Origin of the sequence: Bordetella genomosp. 5, from assembly GCF_002261315.1 — a bacterium.
Lineage (GTDB): Bacteria > Pseudomonadota > Gammaproteobacteria > Burkholderiales > Burkholderiaceae_B > Bordetella.
On the sequence record NZ_NEVP01000011.1, the window covers coordinates 364,769 to 386,582 of the forward strand.

General features: G+C 67.9%; 23 protein-coding genes. 4 read left to right on the forward strand and 19 right to left on the reverse strand.

Annotated features, from left to right (window positions below; all coding sequences use genetic code 11):
- Together CAL25_RS18780 and CAL25_RS18785 are read right to left on the reverse strand one after the other, a co-directional pair.
- The gene (locus CAL25_RS18780) at positions 1-381 is read right to left on the reverse strand and encodes a RidA family protein (protein ID WP_094802795.1); all 381 of its coding nucleotides are present in this window, start codon (positions 379-381) and stop codon (positions 1-3) included.
- Positions 382-421: 40 nt separating this feature from the next.
- Entirely contained in the window at positions 422-1,387 is a 966-nt protein-coding gene (locus CAL25_RS18785) for a Bug family tripartite tricarboxylate transporter substrate binding protein (protein WP_094802797.1), read from the reverse strand.
- A 245-nt stretch (positions 1,388-1,632) separates the two neighbouring features.
- Between CAL25_RS18785 and CAL25_RS18790 the strand changes: the two genes are divergently transcribed.
- Positions 1,633-2,265, forward strand: coding sequence for a flavin reductase family protein (locus CAL25_RS18790; protein ID WP_094802799.1), 633 nt, complete (start codon positions 1,633-1,635; stop codon positions 2,263-2,265).
- Positions 2,262-3,071: an IclR family transcriptional regulator gene (locus CAL25_RS18795; protein WP_094802801.1), complete on the forward strand. Its 810-nt coding sequence runs from the start codon at positions 2,262-2,264 to the stop codon at positions 3,069-3,071. Before CAL25_RS18790 ends, CAL25_RS18795 begins: the two co-directional genes overlap by 4 nt.
- 45 nt (positions 3,072-3,116) lie before the next feature.
- On the opposite strand, the gene ybaK is transcribed toward CAL25_RS18795, so the two are convergent.
- The 3 genes from ybaK to CAL25_RS18810 form a co-directional block, all read right to left on the reverse strand.
- Positions 3,117-3,611, reverse strand: a complete 495-nt coding sequence (ybaK, locus tag CAL25_RS18800; RefSeq protein WP_094802803.1) for a Cys-tRNA(Pro) deacylase — start codon at positions 3,609-3,611, stop codon at positions 3,117-3,119.
- A gap of 20 nt (positions 3,612-3,631) precedes the next feature.
- Positions 3,632-4,564, reverse strand: coding sequence for a site-specific tyrosine recombinase XerD (gene xerD / locus CAL25_RS18805; RefSeq protein ID WP_094802805.1), 933 nt, complete (start codon positions 4,562-4,564; stop codon positions 3,632-3,634).
- A 73-nt stretch (positions 4,565-4,637) separates the two neighbouring features.
- Positions 4,638-5,552, reverse strand: coding sequence for a LysR substrate-binding domain-containing protein (locus tag CAL25_RS18810; protein WP_094802807.1), 915 nt, complete (start codon positions 5,550-5,552; stop codon positions 4,638-4,640).
- 201 nt (positions 5,553-5,753) lie between these two features.
- Here CAL25_RS18810 and CAL25_RS18815 point away from each other — a divergent pair, with 201 nt between their 5' ends.
- Together CAL25_RS18815 and CAL25_RS18820 are read left to right on the forward strand one after the other, a co-directional pair.
- Complete coding sequence (locus CAL25_RS18815) at positions 5,754-7,454, forward strand: thiamine pyrophosphate-binding protein (protein WP_094802809.1); 1,701 nt, start codon at positions 5,754-5,756, stop codon at positions 7,452-7,454.
- Between the two features lie 84 nt (positions 7,455-7,538).
- Entirely contained in the window at positions 7,539-8,732 is a 1,194-nt protein-coding gene (locus CAL25_RS18820) for an acyl-CoA dehydrogenase (protein ID WP_094802811.1), read from the forward strand.
- A gap of 91 nt (positions 8,733-8,823) precedes the next feature.
- On the opposite strand, the gene CAL25_RS18825 is transcribed toward CAL25_RS18820, so the two are convergent.
- The 14 genes from CAL25_RS18825 to CAL25_RS18885 form a co-directional block, all read right to left on the reverse strand.
- Complete coding sequence (locus CAL25_RS18825) at positions 8,824-9,264, reverse strand: MaoC family dehydratase (RefSeq protein WP_094802813.1); 441 nt, start codon at positions 9,262-9,264, stop codon at positions 8,824-8,826.
- 184 nt (positions 9,265-9,448) lie between these two features.
- Complete coding sequence (locus CAL25_RS18830) at positions 9,449-11,008, reverse strand: acetolactate synthase large subunit (protein WP_094802815.1); 1,560 nt, start codon at positions 11,006-11,008, stop codon at positions 9,449-9,451.
- A 182-nt stretch (positions 11,009-11,190) separates the two neighbouring features.
- Complete coding sequence (locus CAL25_RS18835; protein WP_094802817.1) at positions 11,191-11,949, reverse strand: amino acid ABC transporter ATP-binding protein; 759 nt, start codon at positions 11,947-11,949, stop codon at positions 11,191-11,193.
- A gap of 3 nt (positions 11,950-11,952) precedes the next feature.
- Positions 11,953-12,645 carry an amino acid ABC transporter permease gene (locus CAL25_RS18840; RefSeq protein WP_094802819.1) on the reverse strand — a complete coding sequence of 231 codons (693 nt, stop codon included), beginning with the start codon at positions 12,643-12,645 and terminating at the stop codon, positions 11,953-11,955.
- Positions 12,646-12,664: 19 nt separating this feature from the next.
- The gene (locus CAL25_RS18845; protein ID WP_094802821.1) at positions 12,665-13,456 is read right to left on the reverse strand and encodes an ABC transporter substrate-binding protein; all 792 of its coding nucleotides are present in this window, start codon (positions 13,454-13,456) and stop codon (positions 12,665-12,667) included.
- Positions 13,457-13,484: 28 nt separating this feature from the next.
- The gene (locus CAL25_RS18850) at positions 13,485-14,393 is read right to left on the reverse strand and encodes an arginase family protein (protein WP_094803289.1); all 909 of its coding nucleotides are present in this window, start codon (positions 14,391-14,393) and stop codon (positions 13,485-13,487) included.
- Between the two features lie 276 nt (positions 14,394-14,669).
- Positions 14,670-15,485, reverse strand: a complete 816-nt coding sequence (locus CAL25_RS18855; protein ID WP_094802823.1) for an IclR family transcriptional regulator — start codon at positions 15,483-15,485, stop codon at positions 14,670-14,672.
- Positions 15,486-15,582: 97 nt separating this feature from the next.
- Positions 15,583-16,605 carry an amino acid ABC transporter substrate-binding protein gene (locus tag CAL25_RS18860; protein ID WP_094802825.1) on the reverse strand — a complete coding sequence of 341 codons (1,023 nt, stop codon included), beginning with the start codon at positions 16,603-16,605 and terminating at the stop codon, positions 15,583-15,585.
- Positions 16,606-16,757: 152 nt separating this feature from the next.
- Complete coding sequence (locus tag CAL25_RS18865) at positions 16,758-17,807, reverse strand: L-threonylcarbamoyladenylate synthase (RefSeq protein ID WP_094802827.1); 1,050 nt, start codon at positions 17,805-17,807, stop codon at positions 16,758-16,760.
- A complete protein-coding gene (locus tag CAL25_RS18870) occupies positions 17,804-18,991 on the reverse strand; it encodes a 5-(carboxyamino)imidazole ribonucleotide synthase (protein ID WP_094802829.1) in 1,188 nt (395 codons plus the stop codon). Before CAL25_RS18870 ends, CAL25_RS18865 begins: the two co-directional genes overlap by 4 nt.
- A gap of 98 nt (positions 18,992-19,089) precedes the next feature.
- Positions 19,090-19,605 carry a 5-(carboxyamino)imidazole ribonucleotide mutase gene (purE, locus tag CAL25_RS18875; protein WP_094802831.1) on the reverse strand — a complete coding sequence of 172 codons (516 nt, stop codon included), beginning with the start codon at positions 19,603-19,605 and terminating at the stop codon, positions 19,090-19,092.
- Between the two features lie 78 nt (positions 19,606-19,683).
- The gene (locus CAL25_RS18880; protein ID WP_249279144.1) at positions 19,684-20,370 is read right to left on the reverse strand and encodes a disulfide bond formation protein DsbB; all 687 of its coding nucleotides are present in this window, start codon (positions 20,368-20,370) and stop codon (positions 19,684-19,686) included.
- 16 nt (positions 20,371-20,386) lie between these two features.
- The gene (locus CAL25_RS24265; RefSeq protein WP_170948523.1) at positions 20,387-20,539 is read right to left on the reverse strand and encodes a DUF5993 family protein; all 153 of its coding nucleotides are present in this window, start codon (positions 20,537-20,539) and stop codon (positions 20,387-20,389) included.
- A 168-nt stretch (positions 20,540-20,707) separates the two neighbouring features.
- Complete coding sequence (locus CAL25_RS18885) at positions 20,708-21,589, reverse strand: phosphoribosylaminoimidazolesuccinocarboxamide synthase (RefSeq protein WP_094802833.1); 882 nt, start codon at positions 21,587-21,589, stop codon at positions 20,708-20,710.
- Positions 21,590-21,814: the final 225 nt, after the last annotated feature.

The window sequence follows — 21,814 nt, forward strand, 5'->3', positions numbered from 1 at the left end:
TCAATCGATCACGGCGACGAAGTCGCACTCGATCAGCTTGTCGCCATCGAGGTCGGCCTGCATGGTGTGGCGCGCGGGCCGGTCCTGCGGGTCGGGAAAGGCCCGCAACCACACGGCGTTCAGCGCGGCGCGTTGTCCGCGATCCCGCATCCACACGGTCATTTTGGCGATGTGGGCGAGCGAGCCGCCCCCGGCCTCGACGATGCGCCGCACGTGGTCGAACATCAGCTCGCACTGGCGCTCGAGCGTGTCGCCGTAGGCGCCCGTGGCGGGATCGGTGCCCTGGATGCTGCCCGAATACAGCATCGGGCCGATGCGGCACGCGGCCGGGATCGGGTTCTTGTGGCTGAAGCCTTCGGCATAGATGCTGCGTCTGCTCATGGCGTTATCCGTGTCGTGAGAGTGGCGCGGGCGAGCGGCCTCAGTTGGCCGTGATGTTCGCGCGCTGAATGATCGGGGTCCAGCGCGCGTCTTCCGCGGCCAGATAGCGGGTGAATTCCTCGGGCGTGCTGCCGCGCGCCTCGGCGCCGAGATCCGCGAAGCGCTGCACGATGCCGGGTTCGGCGAGGATCTTGGTGAGCGCCGCGCTCAGCTGCGCCAGGATCTCGGGCGAGGTGCCCTTGGGGGCCAGCAGTCCCGTGAACGTGGCGGCCTCCATGCCCTGCACGCCGGCCTCGGCGAAGGTCGGCACATCGGGCATCGACGGCACCCGCTTGGCCGTGGTCACCGCGAGGGCGCGCAGGCGCCCTTCTTTCACGTACGGCAGCGCCACCGAAATCTGATCGAAGTTAAAGTCCACCTGGCCGCCCAGCAGGTCGGTGGTGGCCGGCGCATTGCCCTTGTATTGCGCGGTGGTCCAGCGCGCGCCGGTGAGCGACTGCAGCAGCTCACTCACGAGATGATTGGTCGTGCCGGCGCCGGGCGAGGCCATGTTGAGCTTGCCGGGCTCTTTCTTGGCCAGCTCGATGAGCTCGCCGAGCGTCTTGGCCGGCAGCGCCGGTTTGACCTGCAGCACCAGCGGCGTATACGAGATCGAGCTGATGGGCGCGAAGTCGCGATCCCATTTGTAGGCCTCGCGCTTGAAGATCAGCGGCGAGAACAGCAGCGGACCATTGGCCGCCATGAAGAGCGTGTAGCCATCGGGATCGCTGCGGGCCACCTGCTCGCCCGCGATCATGCCGCCGGCGCCGGGCTTGTTTTCGACAATGAAGGGCTGGCCCAGCGCGGCCTGCAGCCCCGGCGCGATCAGCCGCGCGGCCACGTCCACATTGCCGCCCGGCGGATAGGGCACCACGATCTTGACGGGTTTGTCGGGCCAGGCCGCGTGAGCCAGGGAAGTGAAGGCGGTCAACGCCACGGCGGCGCAAAGGCGCATGCTGCGGTTCATGGTTTGTCTCCTGATCGTTGAATCACGTTTTGTTGTTGTGTGATGAGACTCTAGGAATTTGGCGGCGCGCGGACAACGCCGAATTGGCAAAAAGTTCCGAATATTGGACTTATCGGCCGGATGCCTCTGATCCACGCCCGCCACTCGGCGGTTCCGAGACCGAAAATAAAGCGGTTTTCCGCGAGGCCGCGCGAGCGCCCCGCGCAATTGATGGTTCAATATCCGGACTACGAAGCGAGACTGCCATGCGCCTGGACGCCAGCGACCTGAATCCCGAACAGACCTACCGCCTCATGAGCGGCATCGTGGTGCCCCGGCCCATCGCCTGGATCAGCACCCTGAGCCCCGCGGGCGGCGTCAACCTCGCACCCTTCAGCTGCTACACCTTCGTGTCGAACACGCCGCCCATGGTGGGCGTGAACATCGGCCGCAAGGCGGGCGTGCGCAAGGACACCGCGAGCAACATCCTCGCGCACGGCCACTTCGTCGTGAACATCGGCGATGAGTCGCTGCTCGACGCCATCCACGCGAGCGCGGAGGAACACCCGCCCGAGATCAGCGAGGCCGAGCTGCTGGGCCTGGCGGTGCTGCCCGGCGAGACCATCGCCACGCCGCGCCTGGCCGACGCGCCGATCAGCCTGGAGTGCCGTTATCACAGTGTCACGCCGTTCGGCGCCACCGGCGCAGAGTTCTTCGTGGGCGAGGTGCTGCGCTTCCATATCCGCGATGGCCTGCTGCAGGACGGCAAGATCGACACCACGCTGCTGCGCCCGGTGTGCCGCATCGGCGGCCCCAACTACGCCTCGCTCGGTCCGATCGTGACCAAGCGCGCGATCCGCCAGACGGCCAAGTCCCTCATGCCGTCCGAGACCCCATGACCACCGCTGCCGACGAAGGCGCCGGCGGCGCCCAGACCGTGCGCCGCGCGCTGGCCTTGCTGCGCCTGGTCGCGTGCGGCCAGGAGCGCGGTGTGCGCCTGGTCGACCTGGAGCGGATGTCCGGGCTGAACCGCCCGACCGTGCACCGGTTGTTGAAAACGCTGATCCAGGAAGGCGCCGTGGAACAGGACGCGGCGACGCGGCGCTATCTGATCGGGCCCGAGGTCAGCTTGCTGGGCCTGGCGCGCACGCGGCGATTTCCGTTGCTGACGCTGGCCGAGCCGTATCTGGCCGAGCTGGCCGATCAAGTCGGCGACACGGTGTTCCTGAGCATCCGCCACGGACACGATTCGATCTGCATCGGCCGCTGCACCGGTCATCATCCAATTCAGGTGCTGTCCATCGAGGTGGGCGTGCGCCGGCCGCTGGGCGTGGGCGTGTCGGGCGTGGCCCTGCTGGCGAACCTGGACCCGGCGCTGAGCCGCGTGCTGGTCGAAGACAACGCCGCCCGGCTCGGCGTGTTGGGCGAACGGGTCGACGACATCCTCGCGCGTGTCGAACAGGCCCGCGAGCGCGGGCTGGCGCATGCGCCGGCCGGCCTGATGCCCGGCACCAGCGCGGTCGCGTTGCCGATCCTGACACCGGCGGGCGAGGCCCTGGGCGCGGTGACGGTCACGGCGATGGCGGAGCGCCTGGCGCCGCAACGCTTCGGGATGGTGACGGCGCGGATGCGCGAGACGGCGGCGGCGATCGCGGCGCGGCACGCGCAGCTGGCGCAAGCGAGCGCAAAGCGCGTGACGGCCTGAAGCGCCTCGCCCACCGGGTGCGACCCGCGCCGGCCGCGATGGCGGCTAGGCTTCGAGGCCGACGTTGACGGGCTTGGCGCCCAGCAGGTCCACCAGCACCCGCGGCGCGATGCCGATCAGGTAGCCCCGGCGTCCGCCGTTGATATAGATGTGCTCGTGGTCCAGCACGGTGGCCTCCACGAATACCGGCATGCGTTTGCGCGTGCCGAAGGGCGAGGTGCCGCCCACCTGATAGCCGGAGTGACGCTGCGCCACCTCGGGCTGGCAGGGCGCCACCTTCTTCAGGCCCGCCTGCCGCGCGAGGTTCTTGGTGGAGACCTCGCGGTCGCCGTGCATCAGCACCACGAGCGGCCGCGCCGCCTCGTCTTCCATGATGAGCGTTTTGACCACCGCATGCGGATCCACGCCCAGCTGGCGCGCGGACTCCCGCGCCCCGCCGTGGTCGACGTAGTCATAGGTGTGCTCGGTATAGGCCACCTTGTTCTGCTTGAGGAACTGGGTGGCGGGGGTTTCCGAGACGTGACGGCTGGTCTTGCTCATGATGGCATCGGGAAGTGAGCTCAGGCGCGCGGATGATGCGCCGCATGCAACGCGCGCAAGCGTTCACGCGCGACGTGAGTATAGATCTGGGTGGTGGAAATATCGGCGTGGCCGAGCAGCAGCTGCACCACGCGCAGGTCGGCGCCGTGGTTCAGCAGATGCGTGGCGAAGGCATGGCGCAGCACGTGGGGCGACAGCGGCGCGCGCACGTCGGCGAGCAGCGCGTATTTTTTCACCAACTGCCAGAAGGCCTGCCGCGACATCGCCTCGGCGCGCGCCGTGAGAAACATCGCGTCGGCGGCACGCCCGCCCGCGAGCTCGGGTCGCGCCTCGCGCAGATACTGATCGAGCCAGTGCGCGGCCTCGGCGCCCAGCGGCACGAGCCGGTCTTTGCCACCCTTGCCCTGCACCACGCGCACCACGCCCTCGTTCAGACTCACGTCGAGCACTTTCACGCCAACGAGCTCGCTGACGCGCAAGCCCGTGGCATACAGGGTTTCGAGCATGGCCCGATCGCGCAGGCCCCGCGCGGTCTTGAGATCGGGCGCGGCCAGCAGCGCCTCCACCTGATTCTCCGACAGGGTCTTCGGCACGCGCAGCGGCTGTTTGGCCGCCACCAGCGTCAGACAGGGATCGGCCTGAACCAGGTGTTCGCGCAACGCCCAGGCATAGAAGCGGCGCAAGGCCGCGAGCCGGCGGTTGGCGGTGGTGGGACGGCTTTCTTCGTGACGCGCGGCGAACCAGGCCGAGATGTCTGCGGCGCCCGCCTCGCGGAGCTGGCCGGCGCAGGCCTGCCCGCCGTGCTCGCCCGGATGCTCGAGCCAGTGCGCGAACGCGCTCAGGTCGCGCCGGTAGGCGGCCAGCGTGTTGGCGGCAAGGCCGTCCTCGAGCCAGACGGCATCGATGAAGGCGTCGATGTCGGCTTGCGAAACCAGGGTGGCGCGGTCGGTCATGGGTGGGACGTCACGGGTCGGAGGAAGCGGCTCATTCTAGTGGAGGCGTCCGGAATGGCACGGAACGCGGCGTTCAGGCCTGCGCGCGCAGCCAGTCTTCGAAGACCCGCAGCGCGCCGGATCGCTCGCTGCGCTGCGGATAGCCGAAGTAGTAGCCCTGACTGACCGCGAGCGATTGCGGCACCGGCATCACCAGCGTGCCGGCGTCCAGCGCGGGCTGCGCCAGAAAACGCGGCATGAGGCCCACGCCCAGGCCGGCCTGCACCGCGGCCATCACCATGGTGAACAGCTCGTAGCGCGGGCCGCCCGCCGCCTGCGGGCCGTAGACATGATTGTTGGCCGTGTACCACTGCCGCCACGCATCCGGCCGCGAGGCCAGGTGCAGATGCATCAGACCCGGCAACGGCGCGGCGCCGCGCTCCGTGGCGCGCGCGGCACCGCCCTCCTCGGCCAGCCCGGCGGCCAGATGCGGCGCGCACACCGGCACCAGCTCGCGCTCGGGAAACAACAACGCCCCCTGCGTGCCGGGCCAGATGCCGTCGCCATGGTAGAGCGCGCCGTCGAAGGGCTGGTCCTTGAACTGGAACGGCAGTGTGCGCACCGACAGACTCACCGTGATGTCGGGCTGGGCCTCCTGGAACCGGGCCAGGCGCGGAATCAGCCAGGTGGTGGCCAGCGTCGGCACGACCGCGATGTGGATGCTGCGACCCATGCCGGTGCGGCTGACCAGACCGAAGGTATCTTTCTCGATCTGATCTAAATGGTGACGGATACGGCCGGCGTACTCGGCGCCATGATCGGTCAGCACGATGCGGCGCCGCACCCGGGTGAACAGCTCCACGCCGAGCCGGGCCTCGAGGCTGGCCACCTGGCGGTAGACGGCGCTGTGGGTGAGCGACAACTCTTCGGCCGCCCTCGAGAAGCTGCCCAGGCGGGCGGACGCCTCGAAAGCCTGTAGCGCGCTCAGATTGGGAATTCCGTTTCTCATGGCCCGGGCTCGCGGCCCCCTCCTGGTTCGCGGCGGCAGCCTCCTAGCGAGGAATCGCCGCCATCCCCGCAGCCAGCCCCGGTTGCTGCAACGCAGCACCGGCTGACGTGTCCGCAGGTCAACATGATGTGCAATTTTATCAATTGCGTTGTGCAAGTGAGGAACACTATCCTCGCGTGATATTCCCCCGTGGCCTGTCCAATGAACACCCAAACCTCTTCCACTCCCGCCGCCCGCATGGGCGGCCACATCCTGGTCGACCAACTGGTCGCCCACGGCGTCAAGCATGTGTTCTGCGTGCCCGGCGAAAGCTATCTCGCGGTGCTGGACGGTCTGCACGATGCCAACATCGATGTGACGGTCTGCCGCCAGGAAGGCGGCGCCGCCATGATGGCCGACGCGCACGGCAAGCTGACCGGCGAGCCCGGCATCTGCATGGTCACGCGCGGCCCCGGCGCCTCCAACGCGCTGGCCGGCGTGCACATCGCCAAGCAGGATTCCACGCCGCTGATTTTGTTCGTGGGCCAGATCGAACGCGGCATGCGGGAGCGCGAAGCCTTCCAGGAAATGGACTACCGCGCCGTGTTCGGCACGCAGGCCAAGTGGGTCACCGAGATCGATCAGGTCGAACGCATTCCCGAACTGCTCTCGCGCGCGTTTCATATCGCCACCTCGGGCCGCCCCGGCCCGGTCGTGATCGCGCTGCCCGAAGACATGCTGGTCGAGTTCGCCTCCGTGCCGGACGCGCCGCATTACGAAGTGATCGACGCCGCGCCCGCCGCGGGCCAGATCGACGAGCTCGCCAGCCTGCTGGCCGGCGCGCGCAATCCGGTCGCCATCCTGGGCGGCACCCGCTGGGATGCCCGCGCGGTGCAACAGTTCGCCGATTTCGCCCGTGCGCACGCGCTGCCCACGGCCGTGTCGTTCCGCCGTCAGATGCTGTTCCCGGCGGATCACCCCTGCTACATCGGCGACGTGGGTCTGGGCATCAATCCCGCGCTGCTCCAGCGCCTGAACGACGCCGACCTGATCCTGCTGGTGGGCGGCCGCATGTCCGAAAACCCGAGCCAGGCCTACACCCTGCTCGACATCCCCGTGCCGCGCCAGAAGCTGGTACACGTGCATCCCGACAGCGCCGAGCTGGCGCGTGTGTATCGCCCGCACCTGGCCGTCAACGTCTCGCCGTCGGCGTTCTGCGCCGCGCTTGCCGCCGTGCCGGCGCCCGCCGCCACCCCGGCCTGGGCCGAGGGCACGAAGACGATGCGCGAGAGCTACCTGAAGTGGAGCGATCCCACGACGGTCAAGACGCCGGGCCGCCTGCAGTTGGGCGAAGTCATGGCCTACCTCGAAGACAAGCTGCCGGCCGACGCCATCATGACCAACGGCGCGGGCAACTACGCCACCTGGCTGCACCGCTTCCACCGCTTCACGCGTTTCGGTACCCAGCTCGCCCCGACCTCGGGCTCGATGGGCTATGGCCTGCCGGCCGCCGTGGGCGCCAAGCGCGTCTGGCCCGACAAGACCGTGATCTGCTTTGCCGGCGATGGCTGCTTCCTGATGCACGGCCAGGAGTTCGCCACGGCCGTGCAATACGATCTGCCCATCATCGTGGTGCTGGTCGACAACGGCATGTACGGCACGATCCGCATGCACCAGGAAAAGCACTACCCCGGCCGCGTGTCGGCCACCGAACTGAAGAACCCCGATTTCGCCGACTATGCCCGCGCCTTCGGCGGTCATGGCGAGCGCGTCGAGACGGCCGAGGAATTCGGCCCGGCCTACGAACGCGCGCTGGCCAGCGGCAAGCCGGCCATCCTGCACTGCATGATCGATCCGCAGACCATCACGCCGTCGACCACGCTGGACAAGATCCGCGCGGCCGCGCAACAGGCCGGCAAATAAGGGCCGCGCGCGGGTAAACCCCGCGCGTGCCCGTCGGCAAAATACTTTACATTTAAACTTTCGCATCCCGTACCGGAGTACCGCATGTCCTCGACGCCCTCCTTCCACTGGCAAGATCCCCTGTTGCTGGACCAGCAGCTCACCGAAGAAGAACGCATGGTGCGTGACGCTGCCCAGGCCTATGCCCAGGACAAGCTGGCGCCGCGCGTGCTCGAAGCCTTCCGCAACGAAAAGACCGACCCGGCGATCTTCGCCGAAATGGGCGAGCTGGGCCTGCTGGGCGCCACCATCCCCGTCGAATACGGCGGCGCTGGCCTGAACTACGTGAGCTACGGCCTGATCGCCCGCGAAGTCGAGCGCGTCGATTCGGGCTACCGCTCGATGATGAGCGTGCAGTCGTCGCTGGTCATGGTGCCGATCAACGAATTCGGCAGCGAAGCGCAAAAGCAGAAGTACCTGCCCAAGCTGGCCAGCGGCCAGTGGATCGGCTGCTTCGGCCTGACCGAACCCAACCACGGCTCCGACCCCAACGGCATGGAAACCCGCGCGGTCAAGACTGCCGACGGCTACAAGCTGAGCGGCAGCAAGATGTGGATCACCAACTCGCCGATCGCCGACGTGTTCGTGGTGTGGGGCAAGTGCGTGGGCGGTGAATTCGACGGCAAGATCCGCGGCTTCATCCTCGAAAAGGGCATGAAGGGTCTGTCGGCCCCGGCCATCCACGGCAAGGTCGGCCTGCGCGCCTCGATCACCGGCGAAATCGTCATGGACGAAGTCGAGATCAGCGAAGACCAGATGATGCCTGGCGTGAGCGGCCTGCGCGGCCCCTTCACGTGCCTGAACTCGGCCCGCTACGGCATCGCCTGGGGTGCCGTCGGCGCCGCCGAAGCCTGCTGGCACACCGCCCGCCAGTACACGATGGATCGCAAGCAGTTCGGCCGCCCCCTGGCCCAGAACCAGCTGATCCAGAAGAAGCTGGCCGACATGCAGACCGAAATCACGCTGGCGCTGCAAGGCTGCCTGCGCCTGGGCCGCATGAAGGACGAAGGCACCGCCGCCGTCGAAATCACCTCGATCATGAAGCGCAACTCGTGCGGCAAGGCTCTGGACATCGCCCGCCTCGCGCGCGACATGCTGGGCGGCAACGGCATCTCCGACGAGTTCGGTGTGGCCCGTCACCTGGTCAACCTCGAAGTGGTCAACACCTACGAAGGCACGCACGACGTGCACGCGCTGATCCTGGGCCGCGCCCAGACCGGCCTGCAAGCGTTCTTCTGATCGCGGCGGGCGGCCCGCCCCGGCGGGCGCTCAGGCGAAAAAAAGGCCCCGTGGCTCGCGCCGCGGGGCCTTTTGTTTGCGAACGTGCGGTTCAGGCTTCGCTCAGATCGAACAGGCTGGTGGCGTCGAGCTCGAGGACGGCCTCGTCGTGCTGGTTGTAGACGACCCAGACCCAGGTCACGATGCCGAGGTCCTCGCGCGACGAGGAGCTGCGTGCCCCCTGCACGCGCATATGCAGCGTGAGCGTGTCGTTCGGCCGCACCGGCACACGCCAGCGCACCTCGCCCAGGCCGGGCGAGCCAAAGGATTCGGAATCATGCAGCACGGCATCGACCGCCATGCGCATGGCCATGGCACAGGTGTGCCAGCCGCTCGCGATGAGGCCGCCCCAGCGGCCTTCGGCGGCGCGCTGCACGTCGGTGTGGAACCACTGCGGATCGTAGCGCCGGGCAAACTCGAGGATCTCGTCTTCCTTGACGACCATCGGGCCGCCCTTGATCACCATGCCCTGACGAAACTCGGCGAACTTCATGTACTCCTCCGTGCGTGCGTGGTCCTGAATCCAGGATAGACCAAGCGAGGGCGCGCACCAATGGGGAGTTGTCAGTCCCCACACCGCGCCTTCGGCCTGCCGGCCATCGAAGAGGCGTTTCGCCTTGGGGCGTGTGGCCTAGACGCGGCCCGCAGGCGAAAACCCTCGATGGTCCACGGTGCGGTCAGATCAGGGCTTCGATCAGGAACGGGCCCTTGCGCGCCAGGCCGGCCTGCACGGCGCTCGTGAAGGCTTCGATCGAATCCACGCGCACGGCTTCGACACCGAGACCGCGGGCGAGCGACACCCAATCGAGCTCGGGCTGATCCAGATCGAGCATGCGGCGCGCGTTCACGCCGGGCTCCTGCACGCCCACGTTTTTCATCTCGCCGTGCAGCGTGGCGTAGGTGCGGTTGGCGTACACCACCGTCAGGCAGTCGAGGCTTTCACGGGCCTGGGTCCAGAGCGCCTGCACCGTGTACATGCCGCTGCCATCGGCCTGCAGCGTGATGACCTTGCGATCCGGGCAGGCGACGGCCGCGCCGGCCGCCATCGGCAGGCCGATGCCGATGGCACCGCCCGTCAGTTGCAGCAGATCGTGCGGCGCCGAGACTTCGCTGAAGTTGCCGAACTCGCGGCCCTGCGTGATCGACTCGTCGACCAGGATCGCATTGTCGGGGATCAGGCTGGCCACCACGCGATTGATGGCCGCGCCGGTGAGCTTGCCGCTGGTGGGCGGGCCGTCGGTCAGCGGCTTGGCGATGAGGCCGGGCGCGTCGCTCTTGAGGCCCAGCTCTTCGGCCAGCCACTCCAGCGCCTGGGTCAGGTCCTGGTCGATCGCGGCCAGCACCAGTTGGTTGGCGCTTTCGGGGGCGAGCAGGCTGGGCTTGCCGGGATAGGCGAAGAACGCCACCGGCGAACGCGAACCCACCATGATCAGATGCTTGACATCCTTCAGGAACGCCACAGCCTGATCCACCGGATACGGCAGACGCGTGACGGGCGCGCGCGTGATGCCGCGCTCGATACGACGGTTGGAGGTTTCGCTCACGAGGCGCACGCCGAAAGCCTGCGCGATGCGACCGGCGGCGGCGAGCGCGCGACCGCGCAGTGCGGTGCCGCCCAGCAGCAGCGTGGTGCTCTGGCCCGAGCGGATCGCATCGGCCGCCGCGCGCACGGCCTCGGCCGCGACCGGCTTCGGGGCGTCGGGCTGGACCGGCGTGGGCGCCGGCGTGTTGTCCGGCAGATCGGTCCAGGCCGCGTCGGCCGGCAGGATCAGCGTGGTGACGTTGCCCGGAGCGCTACGCGCCACGCGGATCGCTTCGCCGGTCTGGCGTGCGACCGACGCCGCGTCGGTGATGCGATCGACCCAGTGCGACATGGGCCGCGCCACGCCCTCGGCGTCGCTCGTGAGCGGGGCGTCGTATTGGACGTGATAGGTGGCGTGATCGCCCACCACGTTGACCATGGGCGTGCGGGCGCGGCGCGCGTTGTGCAGATTGGCCAGGCCGTTACCCAGGCCCGGGCCCAGATGCAGCAACGTGGCGGCGGGCTTGTCGGCCATGCGGGCATAGCCGTCGGCCGCGCCGGTGACCACGCCTTCGAACAGGCCCAGCACGCAACGCATGCGCGGCTTGCGATCGAGCGCCGCCACGAAGTGCATCTCGGAGGTGCCGGGATTGGCGAAGCAGACATCAATATCGTTGGCCAGCAGGGTATCGCAAAGGCTATCGGCGCCGTTCATGGTCTGTGATGTGCAATGAAAAGTGGGGTACGGGGACGCGGGCCGGAGTGCGGCCGCAGGATGGGACCCATGATAGGGATAGACCGGCACCGCGGCTAGGTCCATTTCGGGGTGGCGGCATGGAACCACTCCGCGCACGGCCGCCGCGCCTAGGGTAGACCCTGAGACGCGGCGTGCGTGCCTCACATCGCAGGCAGCAATTGCCCCAGAAAGGCCTGGGCACGCTCGGTCTGCGGCGCGGAAAAGAAGCGTTGCGGCGCGGCCGTCTCGACGATGCGGCCGCCGTCCATGAAAACCACGCGATCACCGACCTCGCGCGCAAAGCCCATCTCGTGCGTCACGCAGATCATGGTCATGCCATCGCGCGCCAGCTCCACCATGGTCTCGAGCACCTCTTTCACCATTTCGGGATCGAGCGCCGAGGTCGGTTCGTCGAACAGCATGACCTTGGGCTGCATGCACAGCGCACGCGCGATCGCCACGCGCTGCTTCTGGCCACCGGACAGCTGGCCGGGGTACTTGTCGGCCAGATGCGGAATGTGCACGCGCTCGAGAAACTGCATCGCGCGCGCGTCGGCCTCGGCCTCGGACACGTGCTTCACCAGGCGCGGCGCGATGGTGCAGTTCTCGCGCACCGTGAGATGCGGAAAGAGATTGAAGTGCTGGAACACCATGCCCACATCGGCGCGGATGCGTTCGATGTTGGACAGCGTGTCGTCGAGCTCGACGCCATTGACGACGATGCTGCCCTCCTGGTGTTCTTCGAGCCGGTTGATGAGCCGGATGGTGGTGGACTTGCCCGAGCCCGACGGGCCGCACAGGATCAGCTTTTCGCCGGCGTGCACATCGAGCGAGAGGTCGTCGATCACCTTGAAGTCGCCATACCATTTGCTCACATTGCGCAGGCGGATGACGGGTGCGGAAGTGGAAGTCGTGAGCATGGGTCAGGCCTTGGAGATGTCGTGGTTTTCGCCGCCGCCATTCCAGTAGCCGGGCACCGCGAGCCGCTTTTCGGAGCGGCGAAACAAATACGAGAGCACGCTGCACATGGCGAAGTAGATGACGCCCACCATGGTGTAGACCGTCAGCGCCTGGAAGGTCGCCCCGGCCAGCATTTCGCCCGCCCGCATCAGCTCGTAGACGCTGATCACCGCGACCAGCGAGGTTTCTTTCACGAGCACCAGCGCATAGTTGCCCAACGCCGGAAACACGGTGCGCAGCGCCTGCGGCAGCACGATGCGGCGCAGCCGGTCGACCTTTCTCAGGCCGAGCGCCCGCGCGGCCTCGTACTGCCCCGAGTCGACCGACTGGATGCCGCTGCGGAACAGCTCGGCCAGGTAGGCGCCGAAATTGAGCGTGAGCCCCAGCACGCCGGCCGTGAAGCCGTCGATCACCACGCCCATTTCGGGCAAGCCGTAATAGATGTAGAAGAGCTGCAGCAGCAGCGGCGTGCCGCGGATCACTTCGATGTAGAAGCGGGCGGCGCGCGAGAGCACCGGCGACTTCGACAGTCGGCACAGACAGACGACCAGGCCTACCCCCACCGCCAGAAACGCCGAGCAGAAAAAGAGCGCGAGGGTCCAGACCGAGCCCTCGGCGAGCGGCGTCAGGTACATGCGCAGGGTTTCGAGGTCCATTGTCGTGCCTCCTTGTCGCTTACTTGCTCATCAGATCGGAGACGCCCCACTTGCGCCCGATCTCGGCCAGCTCGCCGCTCTTCTTCATGTCGGCCAGCGCGGCGTTCACGGCGTCGAGCAGCGCCTTGTTGCCCTTCTCGACCGCCATGCCCACCTGCCATTTCTTCTCGGGCACGTAGCCGTTGTAGAGCTTCACGCCGGGAATCTTGCGCGTGGTGATCTGGTAGATGATGCTGGGCGGATCGACGATGCCCAGGTCGATGCGGCCGGCGCGCACATCGGCCAGCAGCGTGGCGTAGTCCTGATAGGTGGTGACCTTGGTGTCCGGCATGTCCTTGATCATGTTGAACTGCACGGAGTCCACGAGCACGCCGACGCGCTGGCCCTTCATGTCCTGGAAGCGCGGGTACTGACGGGTGTTCTTTTCGTTGACCACGATGCCCTCGCCCCACTCGTACACGGGTGCGGAGAAGTCGATCGCGCGGGCACGCTCTTCGGTGATGAAGAGCGGTGCCGACATCACGTCGGCGCGGCCCGAGGTCAGCGTCGGAATCAGGCCGGAGAACGGCACGTCGGCCAGCTTCATCTCGACCTTGAGGTGGGCGGCCACGGCGCGCGCCACGTCGACCATGATGCCTTCGAGCTGATTGCTGGCCGGATTCTTGAAGCCGTGCGGCGGCGCCGATGCGGTCGTGACCACATTCAGCGTCTTGGCCGCCTTGATCTCGTCGAGCGGACGCGCGAGCGCGGTGCCGGCGCAGGCCAGCGTGGCGACCGCCATCAGGCTGGCCAGAAGTTTCGTGGTTTTCATATTTTCCCCTTGAATCGTTGACCGCCCGTCAGGCGGGCCGGCCTTGCGGATACGCCTGGACCGCGCTGGCGGCCAGGGCGAAGAACTCTTGCATCACGGTGGCGGCAAGAAACGCCGTGGCGCCGCCCACGTCCTGCGGCGGCGACACCGTATTCACATCGAATGCGACGAAGTTGAGGCCGTGCAGGCGTCGCAGCAACGCCAGCCCCTCTTTGGCCGACAGCCCGCCCCACTCCGGCGTGCACACGCCGGGCGCGCAGGACGGATCGAAAATGTCCATGTCGAAACACAGGTACACCGGGCGGTCGCCGACGCGGCGCTTGATGTCGTCGAGCACGGCAGCCTGATCGCGATCGAACTCGTCGAACGGCACCACCGTGTAGCCCACCTCGCGCCCGTACTCGACCACGCCGCCCATGAAGGAATTGCCGCGCGTGCCGACGTGATAGCTCGCGGCAACGTCGACCACGGCCTCTTCGGCCGCCCGCGTGAAGGTGGTGGCGGTGTTGTAGCCGGCGATCGGATAGGTGTCGGTATGCGAGTCGAAATGCAGCACGACCACGCCGGGATGGCGCTGGCCCACGGCGCGCAGCTGCGGCAACGTGACCGCGCCGTCGCCACCCATGGTGATCGGGATCGCGCCCGCATCGAGCACACGGCCGAGCGCGGCTTCGATCTGCGGATACGAGCGTTCGGGGTCGCCGGGCCAGCACACGACATTGCCGGCGTCGACCACGCGCAGGTACTCGGGCGGATTGTCCAGACCGGCACGGCGGAACAGGTCGAACGGGCGCAGCAGCCGCGATTGTTCGCGAATGGCATCGGGGCCCTGCCGCGAGCCCACGCGGAACGGATGGGTACCGCAGTCGAACGGAATGCCCAGCACGCAGGCGCGCGGCGCCGAAGCCTGCGTGGAGGACGGCGCCGGCAGTCCCATGAACCCGGCGGCCGGGGTGTAAAGCGTGGAATCGGTCCAGGCCGACGTGATTTGCTGCACAGCACAACTCCCAGGTTTGCCGCGACCGCCTCGTAGCGGATGCATTATTTATCGTATCGCTCTGCGATATGATCGTGTCGCAAATAGATTAATCCGGCGCGGCGGGCTCGGGTACTAGGGATTGCCCGGCTCCCGCATGGCCGACGTCCGATTGACGCACCGCAATAAAAAACCCGGCCATGGCCGGGTCGGGGTGTTGCAGTTGGGGCGCCGTGGCTAGGCGGCGGACTCCATCGCATAGAACGGCTGGGTGAGTCCGATGGTGCGCGACGCGCTGATGGCGTGGGCCGTTTCGAGCACCTGCGGACCGAACACGGTCTGCGCCTGTTCGAAGGTCCAGCGGCTCGAGGGTACCGACACATTGACCGCGCCCACCGGGGTGCCGACCGGGTCAAGCACCGGCGCGCTGATGGTGATGTCGCCCTGATAGAACTCGCCGTTGGCGCGGGCGAAACCGCTGGCCCGCGCGAAATCGAGCTCCGCCATCAGCGCCTCGATCTCGGTGAGCGTGTTGGCCGTGTAGGGCTTGCGCTCGCAGCGCAGCAAGAGCGCCCGCGCGCGCTCCGGATCCAGGCGCGACAGCACCGCCCGACCGGCGGCGGTGCAATGAATCGGCAGGCGCATGCCGACCGGCATGTGCACGAACATCTGCTTGTGGGTGGCGAAGCGCGCGACATACACCATGTCCAGCCCGTCGGGCTCGGCCAGGCTGCAGGTTTCCTGGCTGGTGCGGTTGAGCGAATGCAGGAACGGGTTGCCGCCCAGCACGAGCGCGCTGGTCTGGGCGTAGCGCATGCCGAGCTCGAGCGACTGAGGCGCCAGCGAAAAGCGCTTGGTCTGAGGGTGCTTGCGCAGATAGCCCTGCGTCCAGAGCGTGTGGGCGAAGCGTTGCACGGCGCTCTTGGTGAGACCGGTGGCTTCGGCCAGCTCGGGCAGCGTCATGGCGGGCCGGCCTTCGTTGAAGGCCGTGAGCAAGGTGATGCCACGCGCCAGCGCGGCCACGAACAGGGGCGAATCCTCGGGATGGGCCATAAAGAAACGGTTCGGTCAGGGTAGCCGTAGCGTACCGCATTCCGAACCGTTCGTATCGCCTGGCGATCCGAGGGGCACCGAACCGCCTGGCAATGCCTCAGCGCACTGGCCAGGCGTACATGGCGCCACCCTGGTTCCACAACGCGTTCACGCCGCGCTCGAGGCCCAGCTTGCTGCCGTTGCCGACGTTGCGCTCGAAGATCTCACCGTAGTTGCCCACGGCCTTGATCGCGTTGTAGGCCCACTTTTCGTCCACGCCCATGTTCTTGCCGGCGCCCGGGGTCACGCCGAGGATGCGCAGCACGTTGGGGTTTTTGCTCTTGAGCATCTCGTCGACGTTTTTCTGGTTGATGCCGTATTCCTCGGCTTCCATCAGGGCGAACAGCGTCCAGCGCACGATACCCAGCCAGTTTTCATCGCCCTGGCGCACCATGGGGCCGAGCGGCTCTTTGGAGAAGCGCTCGGGCAGGATCTCGAAGTCGTCGGCCTTGGCGACCTGCGTCGCACGGACCGCGGCGAGTTGGGAGGCGTCGTCGGTGAACGCATCGCAGCGTCCCGATTCGAACGCGCGCACCACCTCGGTGACCTTGTCGATCACGACCGGCGTGAACTTGATGCCGTTGGCGCGGAACCAGTCGGCCAGGTTGAGTTCGGTGGTGGTGCCCGGCTGCACGCAGATCGTGGCCTCGTTGAGCTCTTTGGCCGACTTGACGTTGAGCGACTTGCGCACCAGCACGCCCTGGCCGTCGTAGAAGCTCGGCGCCACCGCGGCGAGGCCCAGCGAGGTATCGCGCGTCTGGGTGAGCGTGACCGTGCGCAGCAGCACGTCGACCTCGCCGGATTGCAGTGCGGTGAAGCGCTGCTGCGTCGACAGCGGCGTGCCCTTGAACTTGGTGGCATCGCCGAACACCGCTGCCGCGACCGCGCGGCAGATGTCGACGTCCATGCCTTCCCATTCGCCCTTGCTGTTGGTGGCGCTGAAACCGGATACGCCATCGGTCAGGCCACATTGCACGAAGCCTTTTTTCTTGACGGCGTCGAGCGTGGGGCCGGCGATGGCCGATTGGGTCGCGCATGCGAGCGCGAGCGCGCCCGCCACCATGGCAAATTGCCGCTTCATGAATCGTCTCCTCGGTGATGTTGCGCAGTGGCGGCCCTGGATAAAGGCCGGCCCGCGCTGTTTCGCCAGGCGGATTTTGCCCGGCGCAAGGAGAGTACGCCCGGGGCGGCCGCGCCACAATGCGCGGCTACCCTAGGCGGGCGACGCCACGCTCAGGTGGCGGAGAGATCGGTGGTATCGAGCGAGAAGGCAGCGGCCGCGCGGCCGATGCGATCGTTCACGGCATCCCAGGCGGAATCCGTGGGCGGCGCCTGCACCAGGATGCGGGCATAGCCTTGCGCGTCGAGCTCGCGCAGCCGGGAATACAGCGACTGCGCGTAGTGCGCGGGGTCGGCCGGCACGCGCACCCACTCGAGCGTGGACGACGGCGTGACGCCGGCGGCGGGCGCCTCGAAGGCCACGACCGCGAGCCTGCCCGCGGACGCCCGCGCGGCCACGGCCTGGGCCAGCTGCGCGCCGTCGACGAGCTCGAGCGGCGTGCGCGGCGCGTAGTGCGCCTTGAGCGTGCCCGAGGCGCGCGGCGCGGCCGCGTCGGGGCGGCGCACCGGCACACCGAGCACCGCTTCGATCTGCGCGGCGCTCACGTGCCCCGGACGCAGCAGCACGGGTCCCACGCCTTGCGCCAGGCGCGACAGATCGAGAATGGTGGATTCGATACCGACCTCGGCGGCCCCGCCTTCGAGGACCGGCATGCCCTCGGCGACTTCCCGCGGAAACTCGGCGCGCACGTGCTCGGCCTGCGTGGGCGACACATGGCCGAACGTGTTGGCCGACGGCGCGGCCACCCCGCCCTGCCCGTTGGGCATGGCCGCGGCAAACGCACGCAGCAGGGCCTGCGCCACGGGATGCGAAGGGCAACGCAGCCCGATGCTGTCCTGGCCGCCGGTGACGGCGTCGCCGATGTGCGGCGCACGCTTGAGGATCAGCGTGAGCGGGCCCGGCCAGAAGGCCTGCATCAGCGCCCGTGCTTCGGGCGGAACGTCGACGGCCCAGTAGCCCACGTCGCCCTCGGGCGCGATGTGGACGATGACGGGATGATTGGACGGCCGGCCCTTGGCGGCATAGATGCGCGCCACCGCCTCGGGATTCTCGGCGTCGGCGCCCAGCCCATAGACGGTCTCGGTGGGAAACGCCACCAGCTCGCCCGCCATCAGCCGCTGCGCGGCCAGGGCGATCTCGTGCGGATCCGCGGCCGCGCTCATGCGTGCGATTCCGCGGGCGCAATGCCCAGCACCCGCGCCACGCGCGCGGCGGCGGCCTGCGTGTCGGCCAGCGTGACGCCGGTGATGTTGACGTGGCCCATCTTGCGGGCGCGGCGCGCCTCGGCCTTGCCGTACAGATGCAGCTTGGCGCCCTCGACCGCCAGCACGCCGGCCCAGTCGGGTTCGCGCGGGGTGTCGCTGCCCGGCTCGAACCAGACGTCGCCCAGGATGTTGAGCATGACGGCCGGCGCGAACAGACGCGTGGTACCCAGCGGCAGCCCGGCCATCACGCGGGCCTGTTGTTCGAACTGGCTCGTGACGCAGGCATCCATGCTGTAGTGGCCGCTGTTGTGCGGACGCGGCGCGATCTCGTTGACGATCAGGCTGCCATCGGTGAGCACGAAGAACTCGACGCACAACACGCCGTGGTAGCCGAGGCCGGCCGCGATCTTTTGCGCGGCCAGGGTGGCCTGGGCCTGCGGCGACGCGTCGGCGCCGCCTCCGGACACCGTCGACACGGCCAGGATGCCGTCGCGGTGTTCGTTGCGGGCGATCGGAAACACCACATCGGCGCCGTCGAAGCCCCGCGCGATCACGACCGAGATCTCGTGGTCGAGCGGCATCAGTGCCTCGAGGACACAGGCGACGCCACCGAACTCGCGGAACGCCTCGATGGCCTGCTCGCGCGACGCGATGCGGGCCTGCCCCTTGCCGTCGTAGCCGAGGCGCGCGGCCTTGAGAATGCCGGGAAACAGGTTGTCTGGCGCGGCGGCGAGGTCGGCCTCGCTCAGCACCGGGACGTTGGGCGCGACGGCAATGCCCTGGCTCGCGATGAACGCCTTTTCGGCGTTGCGATCCTGGACGATGGCGACTGCGTCGGCGGACGGGCTCACCCGGCAGCGCGCCTGCAGGAAGCGCAGGCTGTCGGCCGGGACGTTTTCGAATTCGGTGGTGACCACACTGCAACGCTCGGCCAGGCGCGTGAGGCCCGCGGTGTCGTCATAGGCTGCCTGGATGTGAAGATCGGCAACCATGCCGGCCGGGCACTCGTCGGCGGGGTCGAGCACGGCGACCTTGTAGCCGAGGCTTTGCGCGGCGTGGCAGAACATGCGGCCGAGCTGACCGCCGCCCAGAAGGCCGAGCCAGTCGCCCGGAGCGACGATTGCGGTGGAGTGTTGCGACATGGATCACAGCCCCTCGATGGGGGTTCGCAGGTCGACCCGATGAGGGGTCGCGAATGACAAAAAGCCGGGCCGGCGCATCACGATGGCCGGCCCACGAATCAGGCCTCGGGCGGCACCTTCATGTTGCGCGCCGTCTCGGTCTGCGCGGCGCGGAACGCCACCAGCTTGGCATGCAGATCATCGTCGGTGCAAGCGAGGGTCGCGATGGCGTGCAGCGCGGCATTGGCCGCACCGGCTTCACCGATCGCGAAGGTGGCCACCGGCACGCCCTTGGGCATCTGCACGATGGACAGCAGCGAATCTTCGCCACGCAGGTATTTGGACGGCACCGGCACGCCGAACACGGGCACTTCGGTCAGGGCGGCCATCATGCCGGGCAGGTGCGCGGCGCCGCCGGCGCCCGCGATGATGGCGCGCAGGCCACGCGAGCGAGCCGCGGCGCCGTAATCGGCCATGTCCTGCGGCATGCGATGCGCAGAAATCACGCGCGCCTCGTAGGGCACGCCGAACGACTCGAGCATCGAGACGGCATTTTTCATGACCTCCCAGTCGCTGGAAGAGCCCATGATGACGCCGACGACCGGAGCGCCGGTAGCAGTTACCTTAGTGTTCATGACCGTTGCGGGTAGGCACGCGGACAAGGGCTGTGCGCGTGCGGGGATTGGCGGCTCGACGCCGCGAAACCCGGTATTTTACCCGCCTCGGGCAGACTCCGGCGCCTCGGCGCCCTGCAGGGCGGCGCCCGCGTCGGCGGCGGGCTGCGGCGCGGCCGTGGAAGCCGTGGGGGCGGTGAACGTCGCGGGCGTCGTGGAGGCTGCGGGGCCCGTGGGGCCCGTGGAGGCCGTGGAGCCTGTGGAAGACGTGGCCGCGCATTCCGCCACGCCGCAGGCATAGCCGGTATGGCCCAGCTGTGCCAGCACCGCCAGCGCGAAGAACCCCATCACCACACCCATCGGCACGGAGACGGGCTTCTTGATGGCGTTGTCGCCCCACTTGCGATCCTTGGCCTGCATCAGCACGGCGAAGCCGACCAGGCTGGCGCACACCAGGAAATGCCAGGTATCGGCGCGCAGCCCGCCCCACGGCGCGGCGAGCCCGGCCTGTGTTTGCAGCAGCACCCAGGCGCTCGCGGCCATGCCGCCCAGCGCCGATGCCGTGACCATGGCGTAGTGCAGGGGCGACGGGCCCAGGCGCATATTGAGCAGCAGGCCGATGCCCGCCATCACGTAGGCGGCCTGCTGCAACAGCGCGAGCGGCGGCACGCCACGTCCGGCGCGCCAATGCAGCGCCAGGCTGCCCAGCAGCATCAGGCTCACGATGATCAGAAACAGGCTGTTGAGCCAACGCGATCCGCGCGCCGGGTTGTGCAGAAAGATCATGACGGAACCCGGGGCGTCAGAGCGTGAACGGCAGCGGGCCGCTCATATGAGTGCCGACGCCGGCGATGAACAGGCCCAGCGTCAGCAACCAGAATGTGAAGCAGGGCTGGCGTCGGCCCAGAATGGCGAACCAGACGGCCAGGCCGCCCGTCAGGAAGGGCAAAATCATCAACAAAATCGGCCTCCTCGTCGCAGGGCTGCGCCGGAGTATAACGTAACAAACAGCAATATATGTGACTGCCAGCAAACTTTCCAATTTTGTCGATTGTGCGTAACGCAGGCAAGAAAAAACCCGCCGGCGCAGGCGCGCGGGCGGGTTTTGTGGCGCGGATGGCGCTCAGGCCATCAGGCGATCCAGCGCTTCGCGATACTTGGCGGCGGTCTTTTCGAGGACCTCCTGCGGCAGGCGCGGCGCGGGCGGGGTCTTGTCCCAGGGCTGGGTTTCGAGCCAGTCGCGCACGAACTGCTTGTCGAAGGACGGCGGGCTGATGCCGACGCGGTAGCCGTCCGCGGGCCAGAAGCGCGAGGAATCGGGCGTCAGCACTTCGTCCATCAGGTGCAGGGTACCGTTGTCGTCGAGACCGAATTCGAACTTGGTGTCGGCGATGATGATGCCCTTGGTGGCGGCGAACGCGGCGGCCTCGCTGTAGAGGCGCAGCGTGACGTCGCGGATGCGCTCGGCCATTTCCTGGCCGACTTCGTTGACCACGTGGGCGAAGTCGACGTTTTCGTCGTGCAGACCGAACTCGGCCTTGGCCGCCGGCGTGAAGATGGGCTCGGGCAGCTTGCCGGCCTGCTGCAGACCGGCCGGCAGCGAGATGCCGCACACCGAACGGGTCGTCTGGTAGTCCTTCCAGCCCGATCCGATCAGATAGCCACGCGCGACCGCCTCGACCAGGATGGGCTTGAGGCGCTTGACCACGACGGCACGACCGCGCACCTGATCGACTTCGTCGGGGGCGACCACGTCTTCGGGACGCACGCCGGTGGAGTGGTTCGGCAGGATGTGAGCGAGCTTCTGCAGCCAGAACTCGGTCAGCTCGGTGAGCACCTGGCCCTTGCCCGGAATGGGATCATCAAGAATGACGTCGAACGCGGAAATGCGGTCGGACGCGACGATCAGCAGCTTGTCGTCGCCGACGGCGTACATGTCACGCACCTTGCCGCGACCCAGGAGCGGCAGGGACTTGATGCTGGATTCGTGCAAAGCGGAAGTCACGGAGATGGCCTATGGCAAAAAATAAGCGTCCCGCCGGTGCGCGCCGCTGCGCGCATGCCTGACGGAAAGAGAAAGAAAAGGGGGCTGCCGCGGCTGCCCGGTGTTACGGCCGCATGCGAACACCAGGGGACGCGCGGCGGAGGCAGGAGGCGCGGTTCGCGCAGGCGATAGGTTACTGCAAATACCCTAGTCCTGTCCGCCGATGGACGCGCCGCCGCCCCGCCG

Coding starts and splice junctions, on each gene's coding strand:
- CAL25_RS18780 (WP_094802795.1), bottom strand. CDS start 381: ATGAGCAGACGCAGCATCTATGCCGAAGGCTTCAGCCACAAGAACCCG.
- CAL25_RS18785 (WP_094802797.1), bottom strand. CDS start 1,387: ATGAACCGCAGCATGCGCCTTTGCGCCGCCGTGGCGTTGACCGCCTTC.
- CAL25_RS18790 (WP_094802799.1), top strand. CDS start 1,633: ATGCGCCTGGACGCCAGCGACCTGAATCCCGAACAGACCTACCGCCTC.
- CAL25_RS18795 (WP_094802801.1), top strand. CDS start 2,262: ATGACCACCGCTGCCGACGAAGGCGCCGGCGGCGCCCAGACCGTGCGC.
- ybaK (WP_094802803.1), bottom strand. CDS start 3,611: ATGAGCAAGACCAGCCGTCACGTCTCGGAAACCCCCGCCACCCAGTTC.
- xerD (WP_094802805.1), bottom strand. CDS start 4,564: ATGACCGACCGCGCCACCCTGGTTTCGCAAGCCGACATCGACGCCTTC.
- CAL25_RS18810 (WP_094802807.1), bottom strand. CDS start 5,552: ATGAGAAACGGAATTCCCAATCTGAGCGCGCTACAGGCTTTCGAGGCG.
- CAL25_RS18815 (WP_094802809.1), top strand. CDS start 5,754: ATGAACACCCAAACCTCTTCCACTCCCGCCGCCCGCATGGGCGGCCAC.
- CAL25_RS18820 (WP_094802811.1), top strand. CDS start 7,539: ATGTCCTCGACGCCCTCCTTCCACTGGCAAGATCCCCTGTTGCTGGAC.
- CAL25_RS18825 (WP_094802813.1), bottom strand. CDS start 9,264: ATGAAGTTCGCCGAGTTTCGTCAGGGCATGGTGATCAAGGGCGGCCCG.
- CAL25_RS18830 (WP_094802815.1), bottom strand. CDS start 11,008: ATGAACGGCGCCGATAGCCTTTGCGATACCCTGCTGGCCAACGATATT.
- CAL25_RS18835 (WP_094802817.1), bottom strand. CDS start 11,949: ATGCTCACGACTTCCACTTCCGCACCCGTCATCCGCCTGCGCAATGTG.
- CAL25_RS18840 (WP_094802819.1), bottom strand. CDS start 12,645: ATGGACCTCGAAACCCTGCGCATGTACCTGACGCCGCTCGCCGAGGGC.
- CAL25_RS18845 (WP_094802821.1), bottom strand. CDS start 13,456: ATGAAAACCACGAAACTTCTGGCCAGCCTGATGGCGGTCGCCACGCTG.
- CAL25_RS18850 (WP_094803289.1), bottom strand. CDS start 14,393: ATGGGACTGCCGGCGCCGTCCTCCACGCAGGCTTCGGCGCCGCGCGCC.
- CAL25_RS18855 (WP_094802823.1), bottom strand. CDS start 15,485: ATGGCCCATCCCGAGGATTCGCCCCTGTTCGTGGCCGCGCTGGCGCGT.
- CAL25_RS18860 (WP_094802825.1), bottom strand. CDS start 16,605: ATGAAGCGGCAATTTGCCATGGTGGCGGGCGCGCTCGCGCTCGCATGC.
- CAL25_RS18865 (WP_094802827.1), bottom strand. CDS start 17,807: ATGAGCGCGGCCGCGGATCCGCACGAGATCGCCCTGGCCGCGCAGCGG.
- CAL25_RS18870 (WP_094802829.1), bottom strand. CDS start 18,991: ATGTCGCAACACTCCACCGCAATCGTCGCTCCGGGCGACTGGCTCGGC.
- purE (WP_094802831.1), bottom strand. CDS start 19,605: ATGAACACTAAGGTAACTGCTACCGGCGCTCCGGTCGTCGGCGTCATC.
- CAL25_RS18880 (WP_249279144.1), bottom strand. CDS start 20,370: ATGATCTTTCTGCACAACCCGGCGCGCGGATCGCGTTGGCTCAACAGC.
- CAL25_RS24265 (WP_170948523.1), bottom strand. CDS start 20,539: ATGATTTTGCCCTTCCTGACGGGCGGCCTGGCCGTCTGGTTCGCCATT.